This is a genomic window from Bacillus sp. FF-1 (genome assembly GCF_028548245.1).
Classification (GTDB): Bacteria; Bacillota; Bacilli; order Bacillales; family Bacillaceae_G; genus Bacillus_A; species Bacillus_A paranthracis.
Genome location: NZ_JAQQGG010000001.1, coordinates 574,293 through 595,131, shown reverse-complemented (window position 1 = coordinate 595,131; position 20,839 = coordinate 574,293). Strand labels below are relative to the sequence as shown.

Below are 20,839 nucleotides of genomic sequence, written 5' to 3'. Positions count from 1 at the left end.
GTTGTCCACTCCCTATTGTTTGTATTACTTTTGTTTTTTCTATCTCTCATTATTTCTCTTTCTAACAAAGAGGAACAATGTAACAAACATCAATATTCCACCAATTACATAATAAATTATTGTCCCTATTCCACCAGTATCTGGAATAACAAATTCACTCTTTTTATTTACTACTCTTATTCTTTGTGAATCCATTCCAGATTTCACTTCTATTTCTACTGGTTCCCTCATCAACATATATCCTTTTGGTGCTTGTACTTCTTTTAATGTATATTTGCCAACGATTAATGGCATAGAAGTTGCCAAACCATCTTTATCGGTTGTTAATTTACATACTATATTTCCATCTTTACTAATCACTTCAAATACTGCGCCTTCCAATTTGAGATTTTCATCATTCGCATCTACTTTTTCAATCTCAAATTCCCCTAATGCTGGCGGTACTACCAACACTTCATTTGATACGAATTTCTTCTGGTCAAACAGTAACTCTGCTTTATTTGGAATACCATCATTCGCATTGTATTTCGTTAGTATATCTGCATTTACATTCGCGCTTAATTTTGACTTAATATGCATTGTATACGATTGATTCGCAAGGTAAGCATAATTTCCGTCCTGCTTCGGTAACTCAATACTTACTTTCTTTAATTGTTCATCAATTTGCGGTATAACTTCTATTTCTTCTCCATCGCTGTTTACAAGTTTTACTTGTAAGATAGTTAAAATATCCTCTAAGTCATCCTGCAATACTACTTTTTCAAGGTTCATAATGTCATTACCAAAATGATAGTTTACATGCCATGTAAACTCTTCATCTATGCTTTGTAATGTCGCTTTTTCCACTTCTTTTTCATCTGCATCCGAAACCATCTTTCTTACTTTAGGTTCCTTTGCTTCCACATTCGTTTTTACATTCGGTTTTTGTGGAGGTAAATCTTCATTATCTGGTGTTTTTCCCTCAACAACCGCTATGTTCTCAATTTCCTTCGTTTTTAATGCATCTTGCGTAACTTTCACTTTAAAAGTTACCGTTCGTTCTTCTGTATCAAGTACGTCACCAAAGTTTAATTTAATCGTGTTATCCTCATACGACCCCTCATCCTCGTCAACTGCATCTGTCAATAAATTTCCATTTAACTTCATGCTACCAGTTATATACTCTATACCTTCAGGAAGCTTATCCGTTAGACGCATATCTTTAATAAGCCCATTTTCTACCTTATTTCGAAGTTTAATTTGATACTCTAATTCATCATTGACATGGAATTTTTCTTGCTTAATACCAATAATCTCTTTCTTCGATTCTAGTTGTCCAGACAACGGATCAACCGGTGTTTCAACTTCAGGCTTTTCCTTATCTTTCGAACTATCAGTCTCAACTATTGCTATATTTTTTATTTTCTTATTTGCCATCTCCGGCTTTACAACAACTTCAAACGTAATTGCTTTCTCTTCCTCACCTTTAAGATCGCCGAAATGAGCATAAATCGTTCCATCTTTTATATGTGCATAATCTTCATCTTCAACATCCGTTTGTTCCTTTCCGTTTATCTTTAACGTGTTCGGAACATACTCTACTCCTTCAGGAAGGTTATCCGTAATTTTAACTGCCTTTAAGATAGAATCTGGAACACTATTTTTAGCATGAATTGTATATTCTAGTTTGTCGCCAACTTTCAGCGTACCACCATTTATATCTTTAGCTAGTTTAGTAGCTACTAACTTCCCAGGTTTCTCTTCTCGCTCGGGTAATACTTTAACCACTACTTTATTAGAATCGTTAGCTTCAACCTGACTTCCTGTTAACTCATCAATCCCTTGAACGACAGCGATATTAGGAATTTCTGTTTCTACCTTTTCTCCCCTTAGTTTCGCTTTAAATTCAATGATTGTCTCAGGTGTTTTATCCGTATAGATTCCACCTTTTGTAGCAATTGCTCCTTCACCAATTCTTATTGTTAACTTTCTTGTCTTTGCATCATAGTCAACTTGTTCTGTTTCATTTCCAGCATTCGGACCAGAAATGATTTTCACCGAATTTGGTACAAATTCTAGACGTGAATCTAAAACATCTTCAATTTTTGTATCAACAGAACTCGAATTCGGTTCAATGTTTTTCACCCTTAAACGATATGTAACCTCATCACCTGGCTCATACTTTTCTTTTGCATCTACTACTTCCTTATCGATTACAAGCTCTGGCGCTGTTGCATTTACTGCAAAGGCTAATGTGTTTAATACGTAGTCATCACCAGCTGTCGCAGCTTTTAGGCGTATTTCTTTTTGCTCTGGTTTAATATATCCTGCTGGTAACTTGATTAAATCTGCATCAACTCCCAAATTATTTTTATAATCTGGATTAAATGTACCTGGATACTTATCTCGCATATGTTCCTCATATTCAGAAATAGTGGAATTGAATATATTACCTGTTGGATTCAGCTTATCAGTAACTTCCTTCCAAGTATTATCTGTATGAACAAAGAGTTTATCACCTTGCCAATATCTATCACCTTGGACAGCAAAAACAGAAACTTTTGGATCTAAATCTCCAGTTTTGGAAGCAAGAAAGTTTTTCACAGTGAATTCTTTTTCACCAGATCCAGTAGCTCTTTTCAATCCACCATCATAAACAGTAAATGCTTTTCTTGTTTTTGACTTATCTTTCGTGATCACTAGCATGTACCATCCGGCAAAAGAATAATATCCATAATTATACGCAAGCTTTGTATTTGGATAAGGAATATTTGCTACAGTATAGCTTCCTCCTTTTGAATTAGAGGACTGTAAAAGCTTTGTAACATCTGCATAGTTAGAATAATAAGTACCATCAATACCGAAACCATAAAGCAAGCCACTTCCGTAATACGTATTACTTGGTTTTACTTGAAAGCTCTTCCCCGCCGGAGTCGTGAACTTAACTGGTGCTACATACTGTTGCTGCGTTAATTCATAACGTGTGGAACTCCAATATAATCCAGCCCATTCAATTTCAGCATCTTCTGGAACAGGAATATATGCCTTAGATGAATTTGTAGTTGTTGGGTCATCATCTACATCAATGAGTTCACGGGTATAGCCATTCGGTGCTGTATACGCAGTATTCGTTATATCAGAATACAACGCCGTTTTCTTTTGAGCTTCAGTGGCTTTAATACCTAAATTGACATTACCAGTAGAATACATATCACCTTTATGAATGGATTGATAAGTTGGTGTGTCAAACCCTTCTTCATCTGTAACTGCTGCCGTTGCTGTATCAATCGGACTTAAAAACTGTAATTGGGATAATAGCAAGAGTAAACTCATAACAACTACAAATGCATTTAATACTTTTTTATTTTCTTTTATCCTACTGTGCAAAGAGATCACCTCCTTCAATAAATTTTACTAACATATTATATATATATACTTTATATGTATTATTCTAATATAAATCACATATTTTGTTAACAAAATATGTGATTTTTTCCTTTTTTAAACATTTATATATAATGATATTTATATCTAATGATAAATAATTTCGAATATCAATATAGAAACCATCTTACTTCATTCAAGTGACAATAAAAAAACGAAATATTAATAAGAAGCCATAACTTCTTTTCTATTTATTACATGCTAAACTAGATGAAAAGGGGGAATGTATATGAAAAATAATTTACAAAAAACAAGTCATTATTATGCAGTTATATTCACTTCTAATTTATCAAATGATACAACAGACTATAATGCCACTTCTGACAAAATGGAGGAACTTGCAAAGCAGCAACCTGGATTTCTAGGTGTAGAAAGTGCACGAAATCATTCAGGGCTCGGAATCACAATTTCTTATTGGGAATCACTTGAGGCGATTGAAAATTGGAAACAGAATGCCTTACATAAAGAAGCGAAAGAAAGGGGCCGTGAGCAATGGTATGAAAACTTCCACCTTCGTATCTGCCTTGTTGAGAAAGAATTTAAATTTCATAAAGGTACTTTATAACGATGAAGAAAAAATTAGCTCTCGTTGTTGTTCATGAGATATATGGTGTGAACGACCATATGCATCACGTTACCGACCACTTCACTTCATCTCATATAGATGTATTTTGTCCTAATCTGCTACAATCGCAACCTGCATTTCCTTATAGTGATGAAGAAAAAGCATATCATTTTTTTATGAATCATATTGGATTTGAAGATGGAAAAAAGCAAATTGAAACATTCATTACTCATCTTTCTAGTCGTTACACACATATTGGACTTATCGGCTTTAGTGTTGGTGCTACCATCTCATGGCTATGTAGTAACAATCCGAACATAGATTTTATTATCGGATGTTACGGTTCTCGTATACGTGACTATATTCATATGAAACCATCATGTGCTACCTTACTTATTTTCCCTGAAAAAGAAGCTAGTTTTTCAGTACCCTCTTTCATTCAATCGTTGCAGCAACAAAAAAATCCTTTATTAGAAATACACCAACTACACGGTGAACATGGTTTTCTAAATCCGTACACCGAAAAATATAACGGGCACTCTACAAATCAAGCATACAATATAATAGATTCATTTCTTGTAAAAAACACTCTTATAAAGGAGATGTAAATGACACTTACATTACTCTTACTTATTTTCCTATTCATTGCCTTTTTCTCGTGCTAACTATTATTTTAGTAACCGTAAAAAAGGGAGCGTTTTCCAAACGCCCCTACTTACAATCTATTATCGTTTGCATTTTATTTTTTACAAATTGGATTTTATATTTATCAACTTTTTATACGTTATTCCCTGAGAAAATTAGCGAGTTCCTATTCCTGCCCATTTGGTTTTTCCTTTGTATTTTAGGTTTTATCACTTTTTGGCGCGAATGGAGAAACAATCGTGTGTTCTCGATATGTATCGGTTTTCTTTCCTTTATTAGTTTTGTATTTGGGTTATTGTTGTTAGTTCTTTCGGGGATGTGATAGAAAAAGGAAGAAAAGTCAACTTTCAACTTTTCTTCCTTTTATGTTTACCTTTAGCTTTCACTGTCACTGATTCACAAGGTGTATAATATATTTGAGGTGTCGCCTTATCAACAAACATCATAAACGTAATGAAGCCGATAATAAAGAAAATAAACAACGTTAACAAAATTGCTCCTATCGTTAAAAGTATCATAACACCACCCCTATATTTTTCATGTTATTACACTTTTCGCTATTATATGAGCGTAATCCTTTTTAGAAAAAGAAACGTAACAAAATAATCACAATCACACCAGTTAATACTGTACCTAATAAACTACGAGTATATATCGCTACAAGAAATGTTGGAATTGCTGCAATCAAGTAATCCCACTGCATCGTGTCATGCATAAATAAAACTTGCGCTAAAAGTGCTGCTAATATCGCGATTGGTATGTAATTTAACCATTTTAAACCCCAGTCTGGAATTTGTAGTTTGCTAAATACGAGTAGAGGTAAAATACGTGGCACGAGTGTGACAGCTCCTGCTGCTAATAAAAGTAATAATACGTCTAATCTCATTTCCATTTTTCAATCACTACTCCAATCGTCGCAGCTAATAATGTTGCGATAATAACCGCTATACTATCTGGCATAAATAAGTGTGAAACGTACGCAATTATAATCGCTACAATTGCAACAGTAAGATGAATTGCCAGTTTCGGTTTACTACTTATGAGCTGAAGTACAAATAATCCGATAAACATCGCTGGTAATGCATAATCCATACCGTACGTATGCGGATCTGGTATCCATTCACCAAATAGCCCGCCGATAATAGTAGCAAGAATCCAATTTAAATAAGCCGTTACATTTAGCCCAATCATCCATCTTTCACCTAAATATCCTTTTTGCGCTGCATGCTGTACTGCAACGCCGAACGTTTCATCTGTAATTTGCGAACCGATTAGTAAGTTTTTAAATAGAGGCAGTTTCGTAAAGTACGGCGCAAGTGCAGCACTCATAAGAAGGTGACGCAAGTTAACAAAAAATACGGTAAAAATAATTGCAGAAGCAGGAGCACCAGCTGCATACATACCAGCTAATATAAATTGGGCAGAACCTGCATAAATTAAAGTGGACATAAACGCAATTTCAATAATGGAGAAACCAGCTGTTTTTGCAATTACACCAGCTGCTATGCCGATGCTTAAATAACCAAATACAGTTGGTAAACAATCTTTTACTCCTTGCTGAAATGTATCATCGCTCTGCAAAGCTACATGAGCCTCAGCTTTACTCATCTCTATCATCCTCCATTTCTTCTAAAGTTCGTTTTCCTGTTACGACATGAACTAAATCTATATTTTCACGCCACAACGTATCTAACTTATCAGCTCCAAATTCCTTCGTAATTTCTTCAACCATAATATCGTGTCGCACATACTCTGTAGCAACGAGAACTAGAGCTGGGTCATACGTTGTAACAGCCCATGAAGTGCTATCATTTGAGAAGTTCGCAATTAATACTTCTTCCCCGTCACGCGCGATTACAGTTAAATGACCACCCATTCTCTTTTCAACAACGTGAGGCGTCATATAATTATGGTGAAACGTCGCGCCTATTTTTGTATCAGGAGCGCCAAATAAGATTGAAAATATATGTACACCTTCCTCTTCCTTTTGATGAATGTATGGCTCAATTTCATGCACTTGATCTTCCCATACAGAAATCCATAACTCTTTCTTCGCTCTATTAATTATATTGCATATTTCCTTCAAAACCCGATCATTTGAGCGAATATGCGAAATTACATCTATTTGTCGCTCTTGTTCTAAACTATTTAATTTCTCATCTAAAAATTCAAAGGACTTTTCAAAGTCTTTTCGCATTCGATTCATTAATTCGGTAGCTGGTACTGGTACATATTTAACTGGTTCAGAAGGTACAATATGCACCGCTCCTTTATCCATTAACTTACCGAGTACCTCATAAATCATAGAACGAGGTACTCCTGTTTGTTTACTCACTTCATACCCAGTTACTGGGGAATGTTTTAGTAGTCCAATATACGCTTTACATTCGTACTGGGAAAAACCTAACTTTTGTAATTCTTTTATAATTTCATCCATCAGTACCCCTCACAATCTATATAACTCTCATTTCAAAACGATGTATGCACATTAGTAGTTATTAGTATACCTACTAATATAAAAAAACAGACCTGCAAAGTCAATTGAGAATTCTGAAATTTAAATGAAAAATAAAAAAGACTTCCGCTAACGGAAGTCCCTATCTCAATATTTCATTCGCTTCTTTTTCATAAATTTTATCAAACGAAGTCATAACGCGTTGTGATGCTGAAATCATTCTTTGATCCGTCATAAGATCTGCCATCTCTTTCGTCATATCTACATTTGAATTTTCTAGCATATGGTTTTTTACTAATCCTGTTCCGTTCGGTAAATCAGCAATGTTTCCTTCTGCTAGTGTAAAGCTTTTGTTTTCTCTTTGCATTAGACGAGAATTCGCTTCTGCATCTACTGTTTTTGTTTGCAGGCGAGCAATATTATTTTGTGTTACTTCATCATATAATGTACCATCTGCTTGTACAGCTACCTTTGCTCCTTCAGGAATACGAATACGTTCATTATTCTCTCCCATAACAAAAGCACCAGATGATGTTTGCAAGTAACGATCACTATTTATTGTAAAACTACCATCTCTCGTTAAAAACGTTTCATCGTTTTTAGATGTAACGAAAAATGATGTTGTACCGTTTGCACCGTCATCTAAAAAGAAATCTGTAGCACTATTTGTCATTTGTATATTTCCTTGTACTAAATTCACATGCGTTGCGGCTGGTACTACAGCGTAATCGACCGAACCGATATTTGTTACAGCACCATCTCCTCGGCGATATGTATCTTGTACATCAAATACTTTAGAAGTCATATTTTCTGCTTTAAATCCTGTCGTTTGAGCATTTGCAACGTTATTTGAATGAACATTAATGCGCTGCATGTAATTCATCATACCCATAGAACCTATATAAAGACCGTTCATACTCGTTTGAATAAGGCAATCGCCTTATCCTTCACCTCTTTTCTATGATGTTTGTAACATTTGTTTCGCTAAATGTTCCGCTGTAGCGATATGTATGTTTTTCTTCACGTCTTGTCCGTCTGTCATTAATACAATAGGAGCTGATGATACTGCTGGAATTTTCAACAATTCACCACTACTTGCTGTTTCATCAAATTTCGTAAAGACGATACCATCAATATGAATATCTTTAAAGTTCGTAATGATTTCGATCATGTCTTTACTTTTCATCGAAGCTGATAACGTTAAACAAATATAATCTGGCTCTACTTGTCCCATCGTTTCAATCATTTCTTCCACAGTTTCTGACGCACGATAATTTTTCCCAGCTGTATCAATTAAAATATAATCGACGCGCGCTTCTTCTTTAAAATACGTAAGCGCTCTTGTCATTGCAGCTTCATCACGCACAGCGATTACTTCAAATCCAATTGTCTTTACGTAATCTTGCAGTTGCTGCACTGTTCCAATGCGCGAATGGTCTGTCGTAATAAAACCAACCGTTTTTTTCATACCGTGAAATTGCCACGCCATTTTCGCAAGTGTCGTCGTTTTTCCAACACCAGTTGGACCGATTAATGCAATTGTTTGTACTTCTTTTTCAAATACGTTTTCTGTGTTGAAATGAGATCTCATATCTTCCAATATATATTCGATTACTTCTTCTTCTGTAATCATCGTTGCATTCTCAAACTTCACTTTTAGCTTTTCAGCATATGCATGAATGAAATATTGTTCTACATCGTTTTGCTCTAGCATGCGAATTACTTTTTGAATAATAAATGGTACAGATTCTTGCTTTTCTTTTTTTACAACCACTTCTTCTTTCTTGACAGGAACGACTTTTTTCACAGCTTTTTGCTTTTTCGTTACTTTCGTTTCTTCCGTCTGTTTCACAACGACGATCCCTTTTTCAAACAGCTTTAATAGTTTCTCTTTCTTTCTTGCCCATTCTTCACTATTTCCTGTTTGCATTGCCGCGTACGACATAGGAGTCGTCACGTTTTCTAAATTGTGCAGTACCGATTGAATTCCGTTCGCCTTCACAATTTGTTCTGAAGGATCATTCACAACATCCATTAATTGTTCATGAAATTCAGCTGTACCTTCGTTCACTTCTTCCTGTTTATCCTCTGGAAAAGCAACTAACATTTCATAATTCTTTTTCCAAAAAAACGGGATATTTCGTTTTACACTTTCATCGACAACGTAATAATAATCTGTACCATATTGGTCAAATAACTTTCGATACAATTCATTTTTCGAAGCTGCTTTTATTCGCATTAACGCTTCTTTCTTTTCTGTACTTTCCATTACTTCACCCCCTACTATTCAATATAGGCAATTTGATCTACAACAATTTCTGGTGCTAATTCGCTAATACAAAGTACTTGCGCTTCTACTTGATAGCGCTCAAGAAGTCTTACAATCGCAAATCTGAAATCTTTTCTACGCGTTAATAATACTGGTTCTCTTCCCATTAACCTCGCTTGTTTCAATACGCGTTGTACTTGCTCAACGACTCGCGTTTCTAAATCTAAATCCCAGTTTAATAAATAACCTTGATAAGAATTGTTCACAACGTCTGCGTCTAACTCAATTGTATCTGAGAAGAGTGCCGCATATATTTTACCGTCAGGATTTTTCGCATTTTCACAAATAACTTTTGAAATACATTCACGGACGAATGACGTTACGCCGTCAACATGATTTTGATAAATTTCTTTTCCGTCAATAATACCTTCAATAATGGTTGGTAAATCACGAATAGAAATACCTTCTTTTAGTAGTTGTTTAATAACATTTTGAACGAGTGATAAGTCAATTTCTTTCTTCTTAATCTCTTCTAATAAAACGCCGTTATCATTTTCAAGCGAATTAATTAAGTCTTTTACATGTTGACGCTGAATTAACTCATGAAGATTACGTCTAACGACAACATCTAAATGCGTAATTAATATGCTAAGTGGCTCTAATACTTGATAGCCTTTCATTTGTGCATCTTGTACCATATGCTCTAAAATCCAATATCCATCCTCGCCAAAAATCGGATCTTTCGCTGGTTCTGCATCTAAATCGGCCATTACGTTCGGTGTTTTCAGTGCTAATAAGTAACCTGATTTCAAAACACCTTCAGCTGCCTTCGCACCTTTAATGCGAATAATGTAACGTCCGCGTGGTCTAAAACTCGTATTATCTTTAAAATTAATTCCAGGAACGTTAATACCAAGGTCGGTAATAATTGACTTCCTCATAAGAACAACTTTATCACGAGCTGTTTCCCCGTTAATTTTCTGCTTTACAAGTGCTGCTAAATCTAAACCTAGTTCTACAATAATTGGATATTTATCTGTAAATACGCCAAATGAATCTTCCACTTGTTGCAGTTGCTCATCTTCGCCTTGAATCATTTCTAATTCTTTTTGAAGCTCATCTTCTTTTTCTTTCTTCATTCGGTTTTTATTTCGAATTCCTAAGAAGATAATTGTTCCACCAACGAGTGCGAATGGTAGAAATGGTAGCGGAGTAAAAATACCCATTGCGATAAATAAACCGCCAAGCGCATATACAACGACTTCATGCGCTAATAACTCTTTAAAGATACCTTCCGTTACCGTATCCGGTGAGCCGTCAAATACACGCGTTACGATAATACCAGTTGAAATCGCAAGCATTAACGAACCAATTTGGTTTACAATTCCGTCACCGACAGTTAGCTGTGTATAATGAAGAGCTGCTTCACCAAAGCTCATTCCTTGCTGCATCATGCCGACAATTAAACCGAAAATAATGTTTACGAATAAAATGACGATCCCGAAAATAACGTCCCCTTTAATGAACTTTCCGGCACCATCCATCGCTCCGTAAAACTCTGTTTCCATATTTAATTTTTTTCGCTTCGCTTGTGCATCTTTTTCTGAAATAATACGCTGGTTTAAATCAGCATCGATTGACATTTGTTTCCCTGGTAAAGAATCAAGTGTAAAACGAGCTGCAACTTCAGCTGTACGAGATGCACCATTTGCAACGATAAACTGGAATATGATTAATACTGTAAAAATAACGATACCAATTAATAAGTTCCCGCCAATTACGAATTGACCGAACTCTTCAATAACATGACCGGCATTTCCGTTTGTCAAAATCGCTCGCGTCGTCGATACGTTAATCGATACGCGGAAAATTCCGATTAATAACAACATCGTCGGAAATGACTTTAATTCATCCCACTCGTTAATACTTGTCGCTCGCATATAAATAAGCACTGACATACTTAGTAGAAAAACGATAATGATATCAAGTATAAATGGTGGAAGTGGAATTAAGAGCGCCACTACGAATGACGCTGCTAAAAAGATAGAAAAATAGGTTCTTGCAGAATCTATCTTAAACAAAGAGATCTCCTCCAAACGCGCTATTATATTTCAAGTTCATTCGTTTGAATTAAATAGCGCATAACTTCAATTACAGCTACGTATAAATCTTCTGGAATCGCCATATCTTCCTCGACTTGATAATATAAAGAACGAGCAAGCGGACGGTTTTCCACCATTGGTATTTCTTGTTCACGGGCAAGCGTTCGTATATATAATGCGAGTTCATCTTCCCCTTTTGCAACGACAATTGGTGCTGCATCAACGTGTTTATTGTACCTGAGTACGACCGAAATATGAGTCGGATTGTTTACAATGAACGTTGCGCCATCCATCTTCTTCGCAATTGTTCCTTGCAATATGGCATGCATAAAGTTTTTTCGTTTCCCCTTTACTTGCGGGTCCCCTTCATTATCTTTATGCTCTTGTTTTACTTCTTCTTTTTTCATCTTAATATCTTGTTCGTACTCCCATTTTTGATAAATAAAATCAATAATAGAAAGAACGATTAATATAATTAAAATAGCTAAAAAGATAAATTTAATTTGCCTAATAATTTCAGTAAGTGACGCTGTCCAGTTAAATCCAATCATACTAACGATTGTCTCTAAATTCTTTTTAAAAAGAACGTAAGCAACATAACCGATTAATCCCATATAAAATAGTGATTTCAAAATATCTACTAAACTTTTACGACTAAACAATCTCGTAAAATAGTTTTTTGGGTTAATACGTGACGCTTTCGGCTTAATAACTTTAGAAGAAAATAAGAAACCGACTTGAATCATATAATTGAATAAATGAAAAGCGTATACGAGTATTAATATGGGAGCTGATACTTTTAATAGTAAAATCCCCATTAAATAAAAGTACTCGGTCGAATCTGTATTTTTTCCAATTTGATCAAACAGCACCGATACGGAATTGGCAATCTCAAACCCTAGCCAATCTCCAAAAAAGTAAACGACAACTGCTAATACAAGAATGGAAAATAAATTATTTAAATCTTTACTCCGGGCAATATTCCCTTCTTCACGCGATTTTTTACGCTTCTGCGGGGTGGCCTTTTCTGTTTTATTATCCTTTGCCATGCGCGTCCCCCTACTTCGTTAAGAAAAAGTTAAATAGTTTCGTATATTCCTCAAGCAATACATCCGTCATATTTTTAAATACATAACCGAGCATCGGTACACTCATTGCAATAAACAAAATACCACACGTAATTTTAATAACGTACGCATTCATAAAAACGTTTAATTGCGGAGCGTTTTTTGCGATTAAAATTAAAACAAAGTTAATGATGAACAAACTTCCCATAAGCGGAAGAGCAATTTCAACCGCTGATGTGATCGCAAATAATAACGTTGCGAGTAGACTATCTAAAAAACTAGTCGTCAGCAATTTTGAAATCGCCTCTGTATATTGAAACGACTTTAAAATCGTGGCAACGAAATAATTAATGCCGCCAAGTGAAATAAAAATAATGAGAAAAAATATATCAAAAATGGTTGATAGTAAAGTAGACTGTGAACCTGCATTCACATCAAACAAACTTGCTTGTGATAAACCGATATCAAAGTCTAAAATATGCCCGGCCATTTTCGGAATGTTCCACAGCATTTCTACAATTTTTGAAAGTGATAATCCAATTACAATTTGCGTACCAGCATAAGCTGCAACGTCCCAAGTTGTCTTTATGTGAGAGACATCCACTTGATCGGCAACAGTAATGGAAAGAGCAAGTCCAAATGTAACCTTCGCCATAGCTGGAATGGATCGCCCTGAGAAAAACGGTAAAAAATATAAAAATGAAGTAATGCGGCAAAACGCAAAAAACGTCGCCGCCCATAATTCCATATTCATTTCAGTTCCCCTAACTTAGTACGAACGCAATAGCGATGGAATTTTATCAAATAAATCTAAAATAAGCGTCGTTAACTCTTGAAACATCCACGGACCTAAAATGATAATAACGAGTACAATACTCGCCATTTTCGGTAAAAACGTCAGCGTTTGTTCTTGAATTTGCATCATCGCCATAATGACAGCGATGATAATAACGACAATCATACTAACACCGGCAACCGGCATTAAAATCATAACCCCTTTATAAAAAAAGGTTTGAAAAATATCTATAATTGGTGACGTATTCATTTATATGACTCCTATCACATAGCATCAAACGCTTCAGGCGACCGTTTTAAACATAATGTCGACGATTTTTGTATATCCACCTAAATATACGAAAACGAGTATTTTAAATGGTAAACTTAAAATCATCGGCGGTACCATCATCATCCCGAGGTACATTAACAGTGTACTAATAATCAAATCTATAAATACAAACGCTAAATAAATGAACATCCCCGTTAATAATCCCTTTTGGATTTGCGTTAACGTAAAGGATGGGACGAGCGTAAATAGTGAAAGATCTTTTAAATCTTTCGGCAACTCTTCTCCGCGTACTTTCAGCATCATTTTTAAATCATGCTTATACGTATGCTTTGACATATACTCTTTCATAATCGGCGCTGTCGTTTCCGCAGCTTGGCTTACCGTTATTTTCTCTTTTGTCATCGGATCCCACACATCGCTCTTTAGCTGCCCAAGAACAGGCTGCATCGTAAAGAGTGATAAAAACAAGGCAAGTCCAACGAGCACTTGGTTCGGCGGTAAATTCATTACCCCAAGCCCTTGACGTGTAATCCCAAGAACGATCATAAAATAAGTAAAATGTGTAAATAATAGAACGATAGATGAAGATAATGATAAAAGGGTAACGAGCGCAAATAACTGTACACTTGAGTTACTCGTAAACTCTTTTCCATTTTCGAAATTAATAAAACCGTTTTGGGCTGCATACGCTGGATTTACAAAAATAATTGAAAAAACGATAGAAAATACGAAAATAACGGCTAATAACGATAACTGTTTCTTTATTCTCATGATGGATCCTCTACTTTTTTCGTTTCACTCTTCACCGCGTCTTCTAGCGCTTGTTGAAACTGATTTCCTGTTCCTGTTAATTGCACAGATTGAACACCGTTATTACTAATAACAGTGAACACTTGCTTACCATCCACTTCAAATAAAAAGGCGCTCGTTTGATGATTTAAATAAACACCGTCCTTCACTTGAATATGGCCATTTTCACCTTGTTTAAAAAACTGCTGTTTGCGCGTCTTTTTCGTCATATAATATGCACCGTAGCCGAGCGCACCAAACAGTAAAACGACTTGAAATAAGGTCGTCATATACGACATATGACTCCTCCTCTACTCTTTATCTTGCATTTGACTTTGCGCTTTCATAAGCGCAGCTTGCTTCTTGTCAGCTTCAATTTCAGAAATGATAATACCGAACTTCTCGTCCATTACGATCGCTTCCCCAATGCCGACTTTCATATTACTTAAATATACATCTACTTTATGTCCTAAGTTTTTCTCTACTTCCAGAACATCGCCCACTTTTAACTGTTTCACATCACCGAGCGTAATAGATGTTTTCCCAAGCTTTACACCAAGTTCAATCGAAATATCTGAAACAGTATCAATATGTGCTTTACTTGCTTCATTTCGCTTTCCTGCAAATTCTTCTAACCCCATTAATGACACAGGAGATACTTCATGTTTCATATGGATCCTCCTACTCTACAAAACTTTTAAATAGGAGCGCCTTACGCGTTCCGTCTTTTCCAATAAAACAATTAAATTTATGCTTTCCATCTACATAACCACGCAACTGGTCTGAAACCTTTGTATGAAGCGGAATAATATCGCCTTCTTCAATTTGCTCAATCTCACCCATTGTCATCTTCTGCTCACCAATTGCAACGTGAACAGGTTTGTACACTTGATTTACTTTCACTTCCACTTCAGACCTATACTTTTTACGTTTATCTGAAGAATGTTCAACAATATTTTCAGACGTTAACTTATCCATAATTTCTTCAACAGATAAGAACGGAATACCGATACGAACTGTCGTATTCCAAAAATCTGTTTTCATATTTACGTTCATTAATGAAATAATATCACTCGCTGTCGTAATCTTAAGTGCATTTGGATCTGTCTCTGTCGTTACAAATGTCGGTTTAATCGCTACAACACTTTCAAACGATTGCTCTAAATTTTTGCATAGAAGCGCAAAAATATTATCAAGCGTTAAAAACTCGAATGCCGTCAGTGGTCTACGCATCGTAAAATTACGCTTACTATCTCCGCCAAGCCAGCACTCATGAATGTAAATAACAAATGCTAAATCAATCTCAATAACAATTTCTCCAAGCTCTGGAAGTCCGAGATCAATGACGCAATATAAATAGTAATCTTTCGGCATTTTCTCCACATACTCACTCGTAAATGGAACTTGCTCCACTGTCGAAGGCTCTAAGTCAATCGGAATACGCATACGCGCAGATAACGTCTGTGACGTCTGTTTACCAAACGTAGAAGCAATCGCTTGCAAACTACGTAAATGTTCAACACCGAACTTCTCTGGTCTATTAAAATCATACTCTTGAAATTTATCTTGCTTCCCTGCTTCTTGTGCGAAAGCTGGCATTTCCTCGCCTTCATTTACCGCCTTCAGCAGGGCATCAATTTGCTCTTGGCTTAATTTATCGCCACTCATGAAAATCCCCTTCCCTACCTTTTCAATTCAACGATTTCAACGTACATTTTTCCATTCTTCGTCAAAATCTTCCCGGTTCCAATCTCTTCATTCTCAAGCATAAGACGCACCGTATTTTTCGTTGAATTTTCAAGACGATACAATGTACCTTTCGTAATATGAAGCAGATCTTCAATTTTCTTTTTCGTATTTCCGATTTCAAAATAAATTGTTAACGGAATATCATCTTGTAATTTCAAATCTAGCCAACTCCCATATCATGTTCACGAAAATTTCATGTTCTCTCTATATAATGAAATCTCTTATTTTGAAACGTCGATATTTAATATTTTTTTAATATATCCTTGCGTTTCTTTAAATGGAGGCACCCCTCCGTACTTTCTCACATTACCAGGACCAGCATTATAAGAAGCAAGCGCCAATACTAAGTCACCGTTATTTTTCTTTAAATAACCGCTTAACTCTTTCACACCGCCTTCAATACTTTCAGCTGGTGAAAATGGATTTTTTATACCCATCTCTTTTACATTCGCCGGCATAAGCTGCATAAGGCCCATCGCCCCTGCATGCGACACCGTTTTCGGATTAAAATTAGACTCTACTTCAATCATTTTTTGAATTAACGTTTTCGGAATTCCGTATGTACGACTTACTCTATCTATAATATCCTCATACTTCCCTTCATTTGAAGAACGTATTTTTTGAATATTATACTTCTTCGTTAATCCCCACGTATCAACTGCCTCATTTTTCGTTTCCGTGAAACGTCGTTCAAACTCTTTTTGCGCGACTTGCACGTCATCAACTTTCTTCGTTTCAGGCTTTTCTTCCGGCTTACTTACTTCCTCTACTTTATGAATAGATGCTTCCGGTTTATTCACAACCGCTTCTATTTTCGTAGATTGTACCGGCTGACTCATATCTTCTACTTTAGCCGGCTGCGTAGTAGCCTTCGTCTCCTTCATAGGTTCGCTCTGCAACTTTTCTTGAAAGCGACTACTAACGAAAGCCTCCGGACTACTTAACTTTTGCTGAAACTGTCCTTTTTTATATGCAAGTACTTCTTTTACTATATTTCCAACTACCATAATATCACCTTTTCGGTAAACAAAGATAATCTAATATTAGAGTTTTTTCGTAAAGTTTGCAATAATCCTTTGCAATTATATTGTAATAAAAAAACGACTAAATTGTTAAACTGTTATTTTTTTATATTTATTAATTCAAATTTTCAGTTGACACCCATTATAGCAAGGCTTACAATAAATTCGAAATTGTTTTTTTTGCATATTACCGTTTTTCAATTTGCAGAAAACTCAATATAAAAAAATGGGGGTTCTTAACATGAGAATTAATACAAACATTAATAGCATGCGTACGCAAGAATACATGCGCCAAAACCAAGCTAAAATGAGTAACGCTATGGACCGTTTATCAAGCGGTAAACGTATCAACAACGCTTCTGACGATGCAGCAGGTCTTGCAATCGCAACTCGTATGCGTGCACGTGAAAGCGGTCTAAACGTAGCTGCTAACAACACACAAGACGGTATGGCATTAATCCGTACAGCTGACTCAGCAATGAACTCAGTATCTAACATCTTACTTCGTATGCGTGACCTGGCTAACCAATCTGCAAATGGTACGAATACTGACAAAAACCAAGCTGCACTACAAAAAGAATTTAGTGAATTACAAAAACAGATTGATTATATTTCAAGTAATACACAATTTAACGATAAAAACCTATTAGATGGTTCTAACAAAACAATTAACATCCAAACTCTTGATTCAGAAGACGGTTCAAGACAAATCGGCATTGAGTTAGGTAGTGCTTCTACTAAAGCATTAGGCATTGATACATTAAATATTGGCTCAAGTAAAATAACTGAGGCAACAAAAGACCATGCCACTGACACTATCGGAGGATTAACAAGTGGTTCGGACGATAAAGCGGTTGCCCTTGCGAAAAAATCCTTTGATCAAATTAAAGGTGCAATAAGCAACGCTGATGCACAGGCTCTTGCACAAGCTTTCGAAAATTATGATAACGCTGCATCTGGAGAGAAAGGTGCTAAAGCTGCAGAGATTAAAAACGTATACGACACTATTACAAACTTTAGTATGGCTAAGGTATCTGAGGATGTATACACTGATGCTAAGACTGCTATCAAAGGTTTAAAAGCAACTTCTACAGGTAAAGAAGTTGCGGCTGCTAGAGAACATTTTGATAAAATTAAAGATTATTTATCAAAACCTAATAGAACAGCCTTAGAAAATGCATTTAAAGCGTTTGACGGAACGGACACAACAGCTGGAACTTCTGGTAAACAAGGTAGTGATATTGCAAGTAAATTCCCAGCAACTGATTTGTCTGTAGCTAAGTCAAGTGATGATTCTGCAGCAAACCCACTACAAGCTATTAGAGCTATTGATGCAGCTCTAAAAACAATTGCTGACAATCGTGCAACTCTAGGTGCTACATTAAATCGTCTTGACTTTAACGTAAACAACCTTAAGAGCCAACAATCTAGCATGGCATCTGCTGCTTCTCAAGTAGAAGACGCTGACATGGCGAAAGAAATGTCTGAAATGACTAAGTTCAAAATCTTGAACGAAGCTGGAATCAGCATGCTTTCTCAAGCAAACCAAACTCCACAAATGGTTTCTAAATTATTACAATAATCCATTTGAGTTAGTTTCTTAAATAAACCTCTCTGCTTGCGGAGAGGTTTATTTTTTTGTAAAACCTTCCTTTTTTTGATGGAAGAGAGCATCTGCGTGGCGTAGAAGCGGTCAGTGCCTATTTTAATCCCCCTCTTAAGTTAAAACATAAATAGCAAATAAGCATAAGCCTTTTATCTTTTCATGACCGTTTATTAGCTTTAAACCACTAACTATATCAATCTATAAGGAGTGTCTATTATGCGTATTGGTACGAATGTTTTAAGTATAAATGCTAGGCAGTCGTTGTATGAGAATGAGAAGCGTATGAATGTTGCGATGGAGCATTTGGCGACTGGTAAGAAGTTAAACCATGCTTCTGATAATCCTGCGAATGTTGCAATTGTAACTCGTATGCATGCGAGAGCGAGTGGTATGCGCGTAGCAATTCGTAATAATGAGGATGCGATATCGATGCTTCGTACAGCGGAAGCTGCACTTCAAACTGTGACGAATGTTTTACAGCGTATGCGTGATTTAGCTGTTCAATCTGCTAATGGTACAAATTCAAATCAAAACCGTGATTCACTAAATACAGAGTTTCAATCTTTAACAGAACAAATTAGCTATATTGGTGAAACGACTGATTTTAATGATTTATCCGTATTTGACGGACAAAACCGGCCTGTTACGTTAGATGATATTGGTCATACAGTAAATGTAACGAAACATATCTCCCCTTCCCCTACACAACATGACATCAACATTTCAACAGAACAAGAAGCAAGAGCGGCGATTCGTAAAATTGAAGAAGCTTTACAAAATGTATCACTTCACCGTGCTGATCTCGGGGCTATGATTAACCGACTGCAATTTAATATCGAAAATTTAAATAACCAAAGTACAGCATTAACAGATGCTGCTTCCCGAATTGAGGATGCGGATATGGCGCAGGAAATGAGTGACTTTTTAAAATTTAAATTGTTAACCGAAGTTGCACTTAGTATGGTTTCACAAGCGAATCAAATTCCGCAAATGGTATATAAATTACTGCAATCATAATTGTCATTCCACTCTTTAAAACGATTCCATACAAAAGCAAAAGGGAAATACATATACACTATGTATTTCCCTTTTATTTTGTACCCAATACTTTTATGGTGCTACTGTCATAACTTGTCCTCTACGGTCGATCCTTATTTTCATTTTTCCGTCTTGTGGATTATATAAACCTAGCTTATTTAATTCTATTTTGCATTCTTGTACGAAGGTTGGTAATTTACGAATTTGATTGACATCCGAACTTTTAATAAAACTAATTAAATGTTGCGTCATATCTTTCACATCTTGCACGAGTTCTTCTTTTTCTCGTTTTAACCTTTCGTTTTCCAATTGTAGCGCACGCAATTCACTTTCTAGACTACTTCTATTAGACTCTTCTTTAAAATGCCCTGCAGCCATGTTAGAAAGCTTATAAATACCCTCCATAAACTGATGCAGTTCATCTTCTTTTCTTTCACTATGTTGACTAATTGTCTCAAAGTTATCAACGATACCCGATATAACTGTTACGAGGCTTTTTTCACTCTCTTTATGCTGTACTTCCTCTTTTAATACTTGATTGTTTTCTTTTTTTGTTTCAACATTTGTTTCTTTTACAGGTATATATTTGCGTTTTCGTCCAGGTTTTTGTTTTTCAATATTTTCAAACGGTATTTCACGTTTTTTTAATTTGTAATACGTATTTTGTAACTGACTTTCTGTTTTCGGGAAAAGATTTAGTTCGTTTTTACTAACATACTTTGAAATATTAATAATGTTTAAACTGTGACGTTGGCAAAATTGATACACTTCATACAGTAACTCTAGTTCAGACTTGAGCCATGTGATCGTTGATTTTTCATATGCTCGCATCCCGCCATGTTTTTCTATATCTATTTGAAATAATACCATTCTATTATGTAAATCAACTAGTTCTTCATATTTTACTTGGAATTGTTTTTCTATTTTTTTAAATTCCGCTTCTAGTTGCATATCGTTCATTTTATTATTTGACATGTTTTGTAAGAGACTTAATACATTGATTGCTGTGTGGTGATACATAATCTGTGCCACTCCCCCTCATC

At 35.7% G+C, this 20,839-nt stretch carries 21 protein-coding genes and 2 pseudogenes; 5 read left to right on the top strand and 18 right to left on the bottom strand.

The window, feature by feature from the left end; translation table 11 throughout:
- Window positions 1–39: 39 nt before the first annotated feature.
- Complete coding sequence (locus PQF83_RS03195; RefSeq protein ID WP_000556177.1) at window positions 40–3,366, bottom strand: isopeptide-forming domain-containing fimbrial protein; 3,327 nt, start codon at window positions 3,364–3,366, stop codon at window positions 40–42.
- A 286-nt stretch (window positions 3,367–3,652) separates the two neighbouring features.
- Here PQF83_RS03195 and PQF83_RS03190 point away from each other — a divergent pair, with 286 nt between their 5' ends.
- The 3 genes and pseudogenes from PQF83_RS03190 (at window position 3,653) to PQF83_RS03180 (ending at window position 4,955) form a co-directional block, all read left to right on the top strand.
- Window positions 3,653–3,988, top strand: a complete 336-nt coding sequence (locus PQF83_RS03190) for an antibiotic biosynthesis monooxygenase family protein (protein ID WP_000794574.1) — start codon at window positions 3,653–3,655, stop codon at window positions 3,986–3,988.
- 2 nt (window positions 3,989–3,990) lie between these two features.
- Window positions 3,991–4,596 carry a dienelactone hydrolase family protein gene (locus tag PQF83_RS03185; protein ID WP_000727634.1) on the top strand — a complete coding sequence of 202 codons (606 nt, stop codon included), beginning with the start codon at window positions 3,991–3,993 and terminating at the stop codon, window positions 4,594–4,596.
- Window positions 4,597–4,955 (top strand): annotated as a pseudogene (locus PQF83_RS03180) (hypothetical protein). It abuts the gene before it with no gap.
- 25 nt (window positions 4,956–4,980) lie between these two features.
- On the opposite strand, the gene PQF83_RS03175 reads toward PQF83_RS03180, so the two are convergent.
- From PQF83_RS03175 to PQF83_RS03100, 16 genes and pseudogenes are all read right to left on the bottom strand, one after another.
- Window positions 4,981–5,151 carry a DUF3951 domain-containing protein gene (locus PQF83_RS03175; RefSeq protein WP_000602230.1) on the bottom strand — a complete coding sequence of 57 codons (171 nt, stop codon included), beginning with the start codon at window positions 5,149–5,151 and terminating at the stop codon, window positions 4,981–4,983.
- Between the two features lie 62 nt (window positions 5,152–5,213).
- Window positions 5,214–5,525, bottom strand: coding sequence for an AzlD domain-containing protein (locus PQF83_RS03170; RefSeq protein ID WP_000425940.1), 312 nt, complete (start codon window positions 5,523–5,525; stop codon window positions 5,214–5,216).
- Entirely contained in the window at window positions 5,516–6,241 is a 726-nt protein-coding gene (locus PQF83_RS03165) for an AzlC family ABC transporter permease (RefSeq protein WP_000029966.1), read from the bottom strand. Before PQF83_RS03165 ends, PQF83_RS03170 begins: the two co-directional genes overlap by 10 nt.
- The gene (locus PQF83_RS03160) at window positions 6,234–7,070 is read right to left on the bottom strand and encodes a TrmB family transcriptional regulator (RefSeq protein ID WP_000343379.1); all 837 of its coding nucleotides are present in this window, start codon (window positions 7,068–7,070) and stop codon (window positions 6,234–6,236) included. Before PQF83_RS03160 ends, PQF83_RS03165 begins: the two co-directional genes overlap by 8 nt.
- 160 nt (window positions 7,071–7,230) lie before the next feature.
- Complete coding sequence (locus PQF83_RS03155) at window positions 7,231–8,004, bottom strand: flagellar basal-body rod protein FlgG (protein ID WP_001013943.1); 774 nt, start codon at window positions 8,002–8,004, stop codon at window positions 7,231–7,233.
- Between the two features lie 42 nt (window positions 8,005–8,046).
- Complete coding sequence (gene flhF, locus PQF83_RS03150) at window positions 8,047–9,357, bottom strand: flagellar biosynthesis protein FlhF (protein WP_000446188.1); 1,311 nt, start codon at window positions 9,355–9,357, stop codon at window positions 8,047–8,049.
- A gap of 14 nt (window positions 9,358–9,371) precedes the next feature.
- Window positions 9,372–11,438 (bottom strand): flagellar biosynthesis protein FlhA, encoded by a 2,067-nt coding sequence (gene flhA, locus PQF83_RS03145; RefSeq protein WP_000472546.1) that lies wholly within the window; start codon window positions 11,436–11,438, stop codon window positions 9,372–9,374.
- A gap of 23 nt (window positions 11,439–11,461) precedes the next feature.
- Window positions 11,462–12,508, bottom strand: a complete 1,047-nt coding sequence (gene flhB / locus PQF83_RS03140; RefSeq protein ID WP_001030101.1) for a flagellar type III secretion system protein FlhB — start codon at window positions 12,506–12,508, stop codon at window positions 11,462–11,464.
- 10 nt (window positions 12,509–12,518) lie between these two features.
- A complete protein-coding gene (locus tag PQF83_RS03135) occupies window positions 12,519–13,280 on the bottom strand; it encodes a flagellar biosynthetic protein FliR (protein ID WP_001055694.1) in 762 nt (253 codons plus the stop codon).
- A 15-nt stretch (window positions 13,281–13,295) separates the two neighbouring features.
- Complete coding sequence (locus PQF83_RS03130; protein ID WP_001098085.1) at window positions 13,296–13,571, bottom strand: flagellar biosynthetic protein FliQ; 276 nt, start codon at window positions 13,569–13,571, stop codon at window positions 13,296–13,298.
- A gap of 33 nt (window positions 13,572–13,604) precedes the next feature.
- Window positions 13,605–14,363 (bottom strand): flagellar type III secretion system pore protein FliP, encoded by a 759-nt coding sequence (locus tag PQF83_RS03125; RefSeq protein WP_001220586.1) that lies wholly within the window; start codon window positions 14,361–14,363, stop codon window positions 13,605–13,607.
- Window positions 14,360–14,680: a hypothetical protein gene (locus tag PQF83_RS03120; RefSeq protein ID WP_000121176.1), complete on the bottom strand. Its 321-nt coding sequence runs from the start codon at window positions 14,678–14,680 to the stop codon at window positions 14,360–14,362. Before PQF83_RS03120 ends, PQF83_RS03125 begins: the two co-directional genes overlap by 4 nt.
- Window positions 14,681–14,692: 12 nt before the next feature.
- Complete coding sequence (gene fliN, locus PQF83_RS03115; RefSeq protein ID WP_000680025.1) at window positions 14,693–15,052, bottom strand: flagellar motor switch protein FliN; 360 nt, start codon at window positions 15,050–15,052, stop codon at window positions 14,693–14,695.
- Between the two features lie 10 nt (window positions 15,053–15,062).
- The gene (gene fliM / locus PQF83_RS03110) at window positions 15,063–16,049 is read right to left on the bottom strand and encodes a flagellar motor switch protein FliM (protein WP_000012188.1); all 987 of its coding nucleotides are present in this window, start codon (window positions 16,047–16,049) and stop codon (window positions 15,063–15,065) included.
- A 14-nt stretch (window positions 16,050–16,063) separates the two neighbouring features.
- Window positions 16,064–16,288 carry a flagellar motor switch protein FliN gene (locus tag PQF83_RS03105; RefSeq protein WP_000775712.1) on the bottom strand — a complete coding sequence of 75 codons (225 nt, stop codon included), beginning with the start codon at window positions 16,286–16,288 and terminating at the stop codon, window positions 16,064–16,066.
- Window positions 16,289–16,372: 84 nt separating this feature from the next.
- Window positions 16,373–16,969: pseudogene (locus tag PQF83_RS03100) on the bottom strand (lytic transglycosylase domain-containing protein); the annotation flags it as partial.
- A 424-nt stretch (window positions 16,970–17,393) separates the two neighbouring features.
- On the opposite strand from PQF83_RS03100, the gene PQF83_RS03095 reads away from it, so the two are divergent.
- Together PQF83_RS03095 and PQF83_RS03090 are read left to right on the top strand one after the other, a co-directional pair.
- On the top strand, window positions 17,394–18,734 hold the full coding sequence (locus PQF83_RS03095) for a flagellin N-terminal helical domain-containing protein (protein ID WP_001222362.1): 1,341 nt from the start codon (window positions 17,394–17,396) through the stop codon (window positions 18,732–18,734).
- Between the two features lie 240 nt (window positions 18,735–18,974).
- Complete coding sequence (locus tag PQF83_RS03090; protein WP_001219678.1) at window positions 18,975–19,775, top strand: flagellin N-terminal helical domain-containing protein; 801 nt, start codon at window positions 18,975–18,977, stop codon at window positions 19,773–19,775.
- 93 nt (window positions 19,776–19,868) lie between these two features.
- On the opposite strand, the gene PQF83_RS03085 is transcribed toward PQF83_RS03090, so the two are convergent.
- Window positions 19,869–20,816 carry a DNA-binding domain-containing protein gene (locus PQF83_RS03085; protein ID WP_000274719.1) on the bottom strand — a complete coding sequence of 316 codons (948 nt, stop codon included), beginning with the start codon at window positions 20,814–20,816 and terminating at the stop codon, window positions 19,869–19,871.
- Window positions 20,817–20,839: the final 23 nt, after the last annotated feature.

Bases quoted from the DNA above. Each gene is read 5' to 3' on its own strand.
- PQF83_RS03190 (WP_000794574.1), top strand. From the start codon at position 3,653: ATGAAAAATAATTTACAAAAAACAAGTCATTATTATGCAGTTATATTC.
- PQF83_RS03185 (WP_000727634.1), top strand. From the start codon at position 3,991: ATGAAGAAAAAATTAGCTCTCGTTGTTGTTCATGAGATATATGGTGTG.
- PQF83_RS03175 (WP_000602230.1), bottom strand. From the start codon at position 5,151: ATGATACTTTTAACGATAGGAGCAATTTTGTTAACGTTGTTTATTTTC.
- PQF83_RS03170 (WP_000425940.1), bottom strand. From the start codon at position 5,525: ATGGAAATGAGATTAGACGTATTATTACTTTTATTAGCAGCAGGAGCT.
- PQF83_RS03165 (WP_000029966.1), bottom strand. From the start codon at position 6,241: ATGAGTAAAGCTGAGGCTCATGTAGCTTTGCAGAGCGATGATACATTT.
- PQF83_RS03160 (WP_000343379.1), bottom strand. From the start codon at position 7,070: ATGGATGAAATTATAAAAGAATTACAAAAGTTAGGTTTTTCCCAGTAC.
- PQF83_RS03155 (WP_001013943.1), bottom strand. From the start codon at position 8,004: ATGAACGGTCTTTATATAGGTTCTATGGGTATGATGAATTACATGCAG.
- flhF (WP_000446188.1), bottom strand. From the start codon at position 9,357: ATGGAAAGTACAGAAAAGAAAGAAGCGTTAATGCGAATAAAAGCAGCT.
- flhB (WP_001030101.1), bottom strand. From the start codon at position 12,508: ATGGCAAAGGATAATAAAACAGAAAAGGCCACCCCGCAGAAGCGTAAA.
- PQF83_RS03135 (WP_001055694.1), bottom strand. From the start codon at position 13,280: ATGAATATGGAATTATGGGCGGCGACGTTTTTTGCGTTTTGCCGCATT.
- PQF83_RS03130 (WP_001098085.1), bottom strand. From the start codon at position 13,571: ATGAATACGTCACCAATTATAGATATTTTTCAAACCTTTTTTTATAAA.
- PQF83_RS03125 (WP_001220586.1), bottom strand. From the start codon at position 14,363: ATGAGAATAAAGAAACAGTTATCGTTATTAGCCGTTATTTTCGTATTT.
- PQF83_RS03120 (WP_000121176.1), bottom strand. From the start codon at position 14,680: ATGTCGTATATGACGACCTTATTTCAAGTCGTTTTACTGTTTGGTGCG.
- fliN (WP_000680025.1), bottom strand. From the start codon at position 15,052: ATGAAACATGAAGTATCTCCTGTGTCATTAATGGGGTTAGAAGAATTT.
- fliM (WP_000012188.1), bottom strand. From the start codon at position 16,049: ATGAGTGGCGATAAATTAAGCCAAGAGCAAATTGATGCCCTGCTGAAG.
- PQF83_RS03095 (WP_001222362.1), top strand. From the start codon at position 17,394: ATGAGAATTAATACAAACATTAATAGCATGCGTACGCAAGAATACATG.
- PQF83_RS03090 (WP_001219678.1), top strand. From the start codon at position 18,975: ATGCGTATTGGTACGAATGTTTTAAGTATAAATGCTAGGCAGTCGTTG.
- PQF83_RS03085 (WP_000274719.1), bottom strand. From the start codon at position 20,816: ATGTATCACCACACAGCAATCAATGTATTAAGTCTCTTACAAAACATG.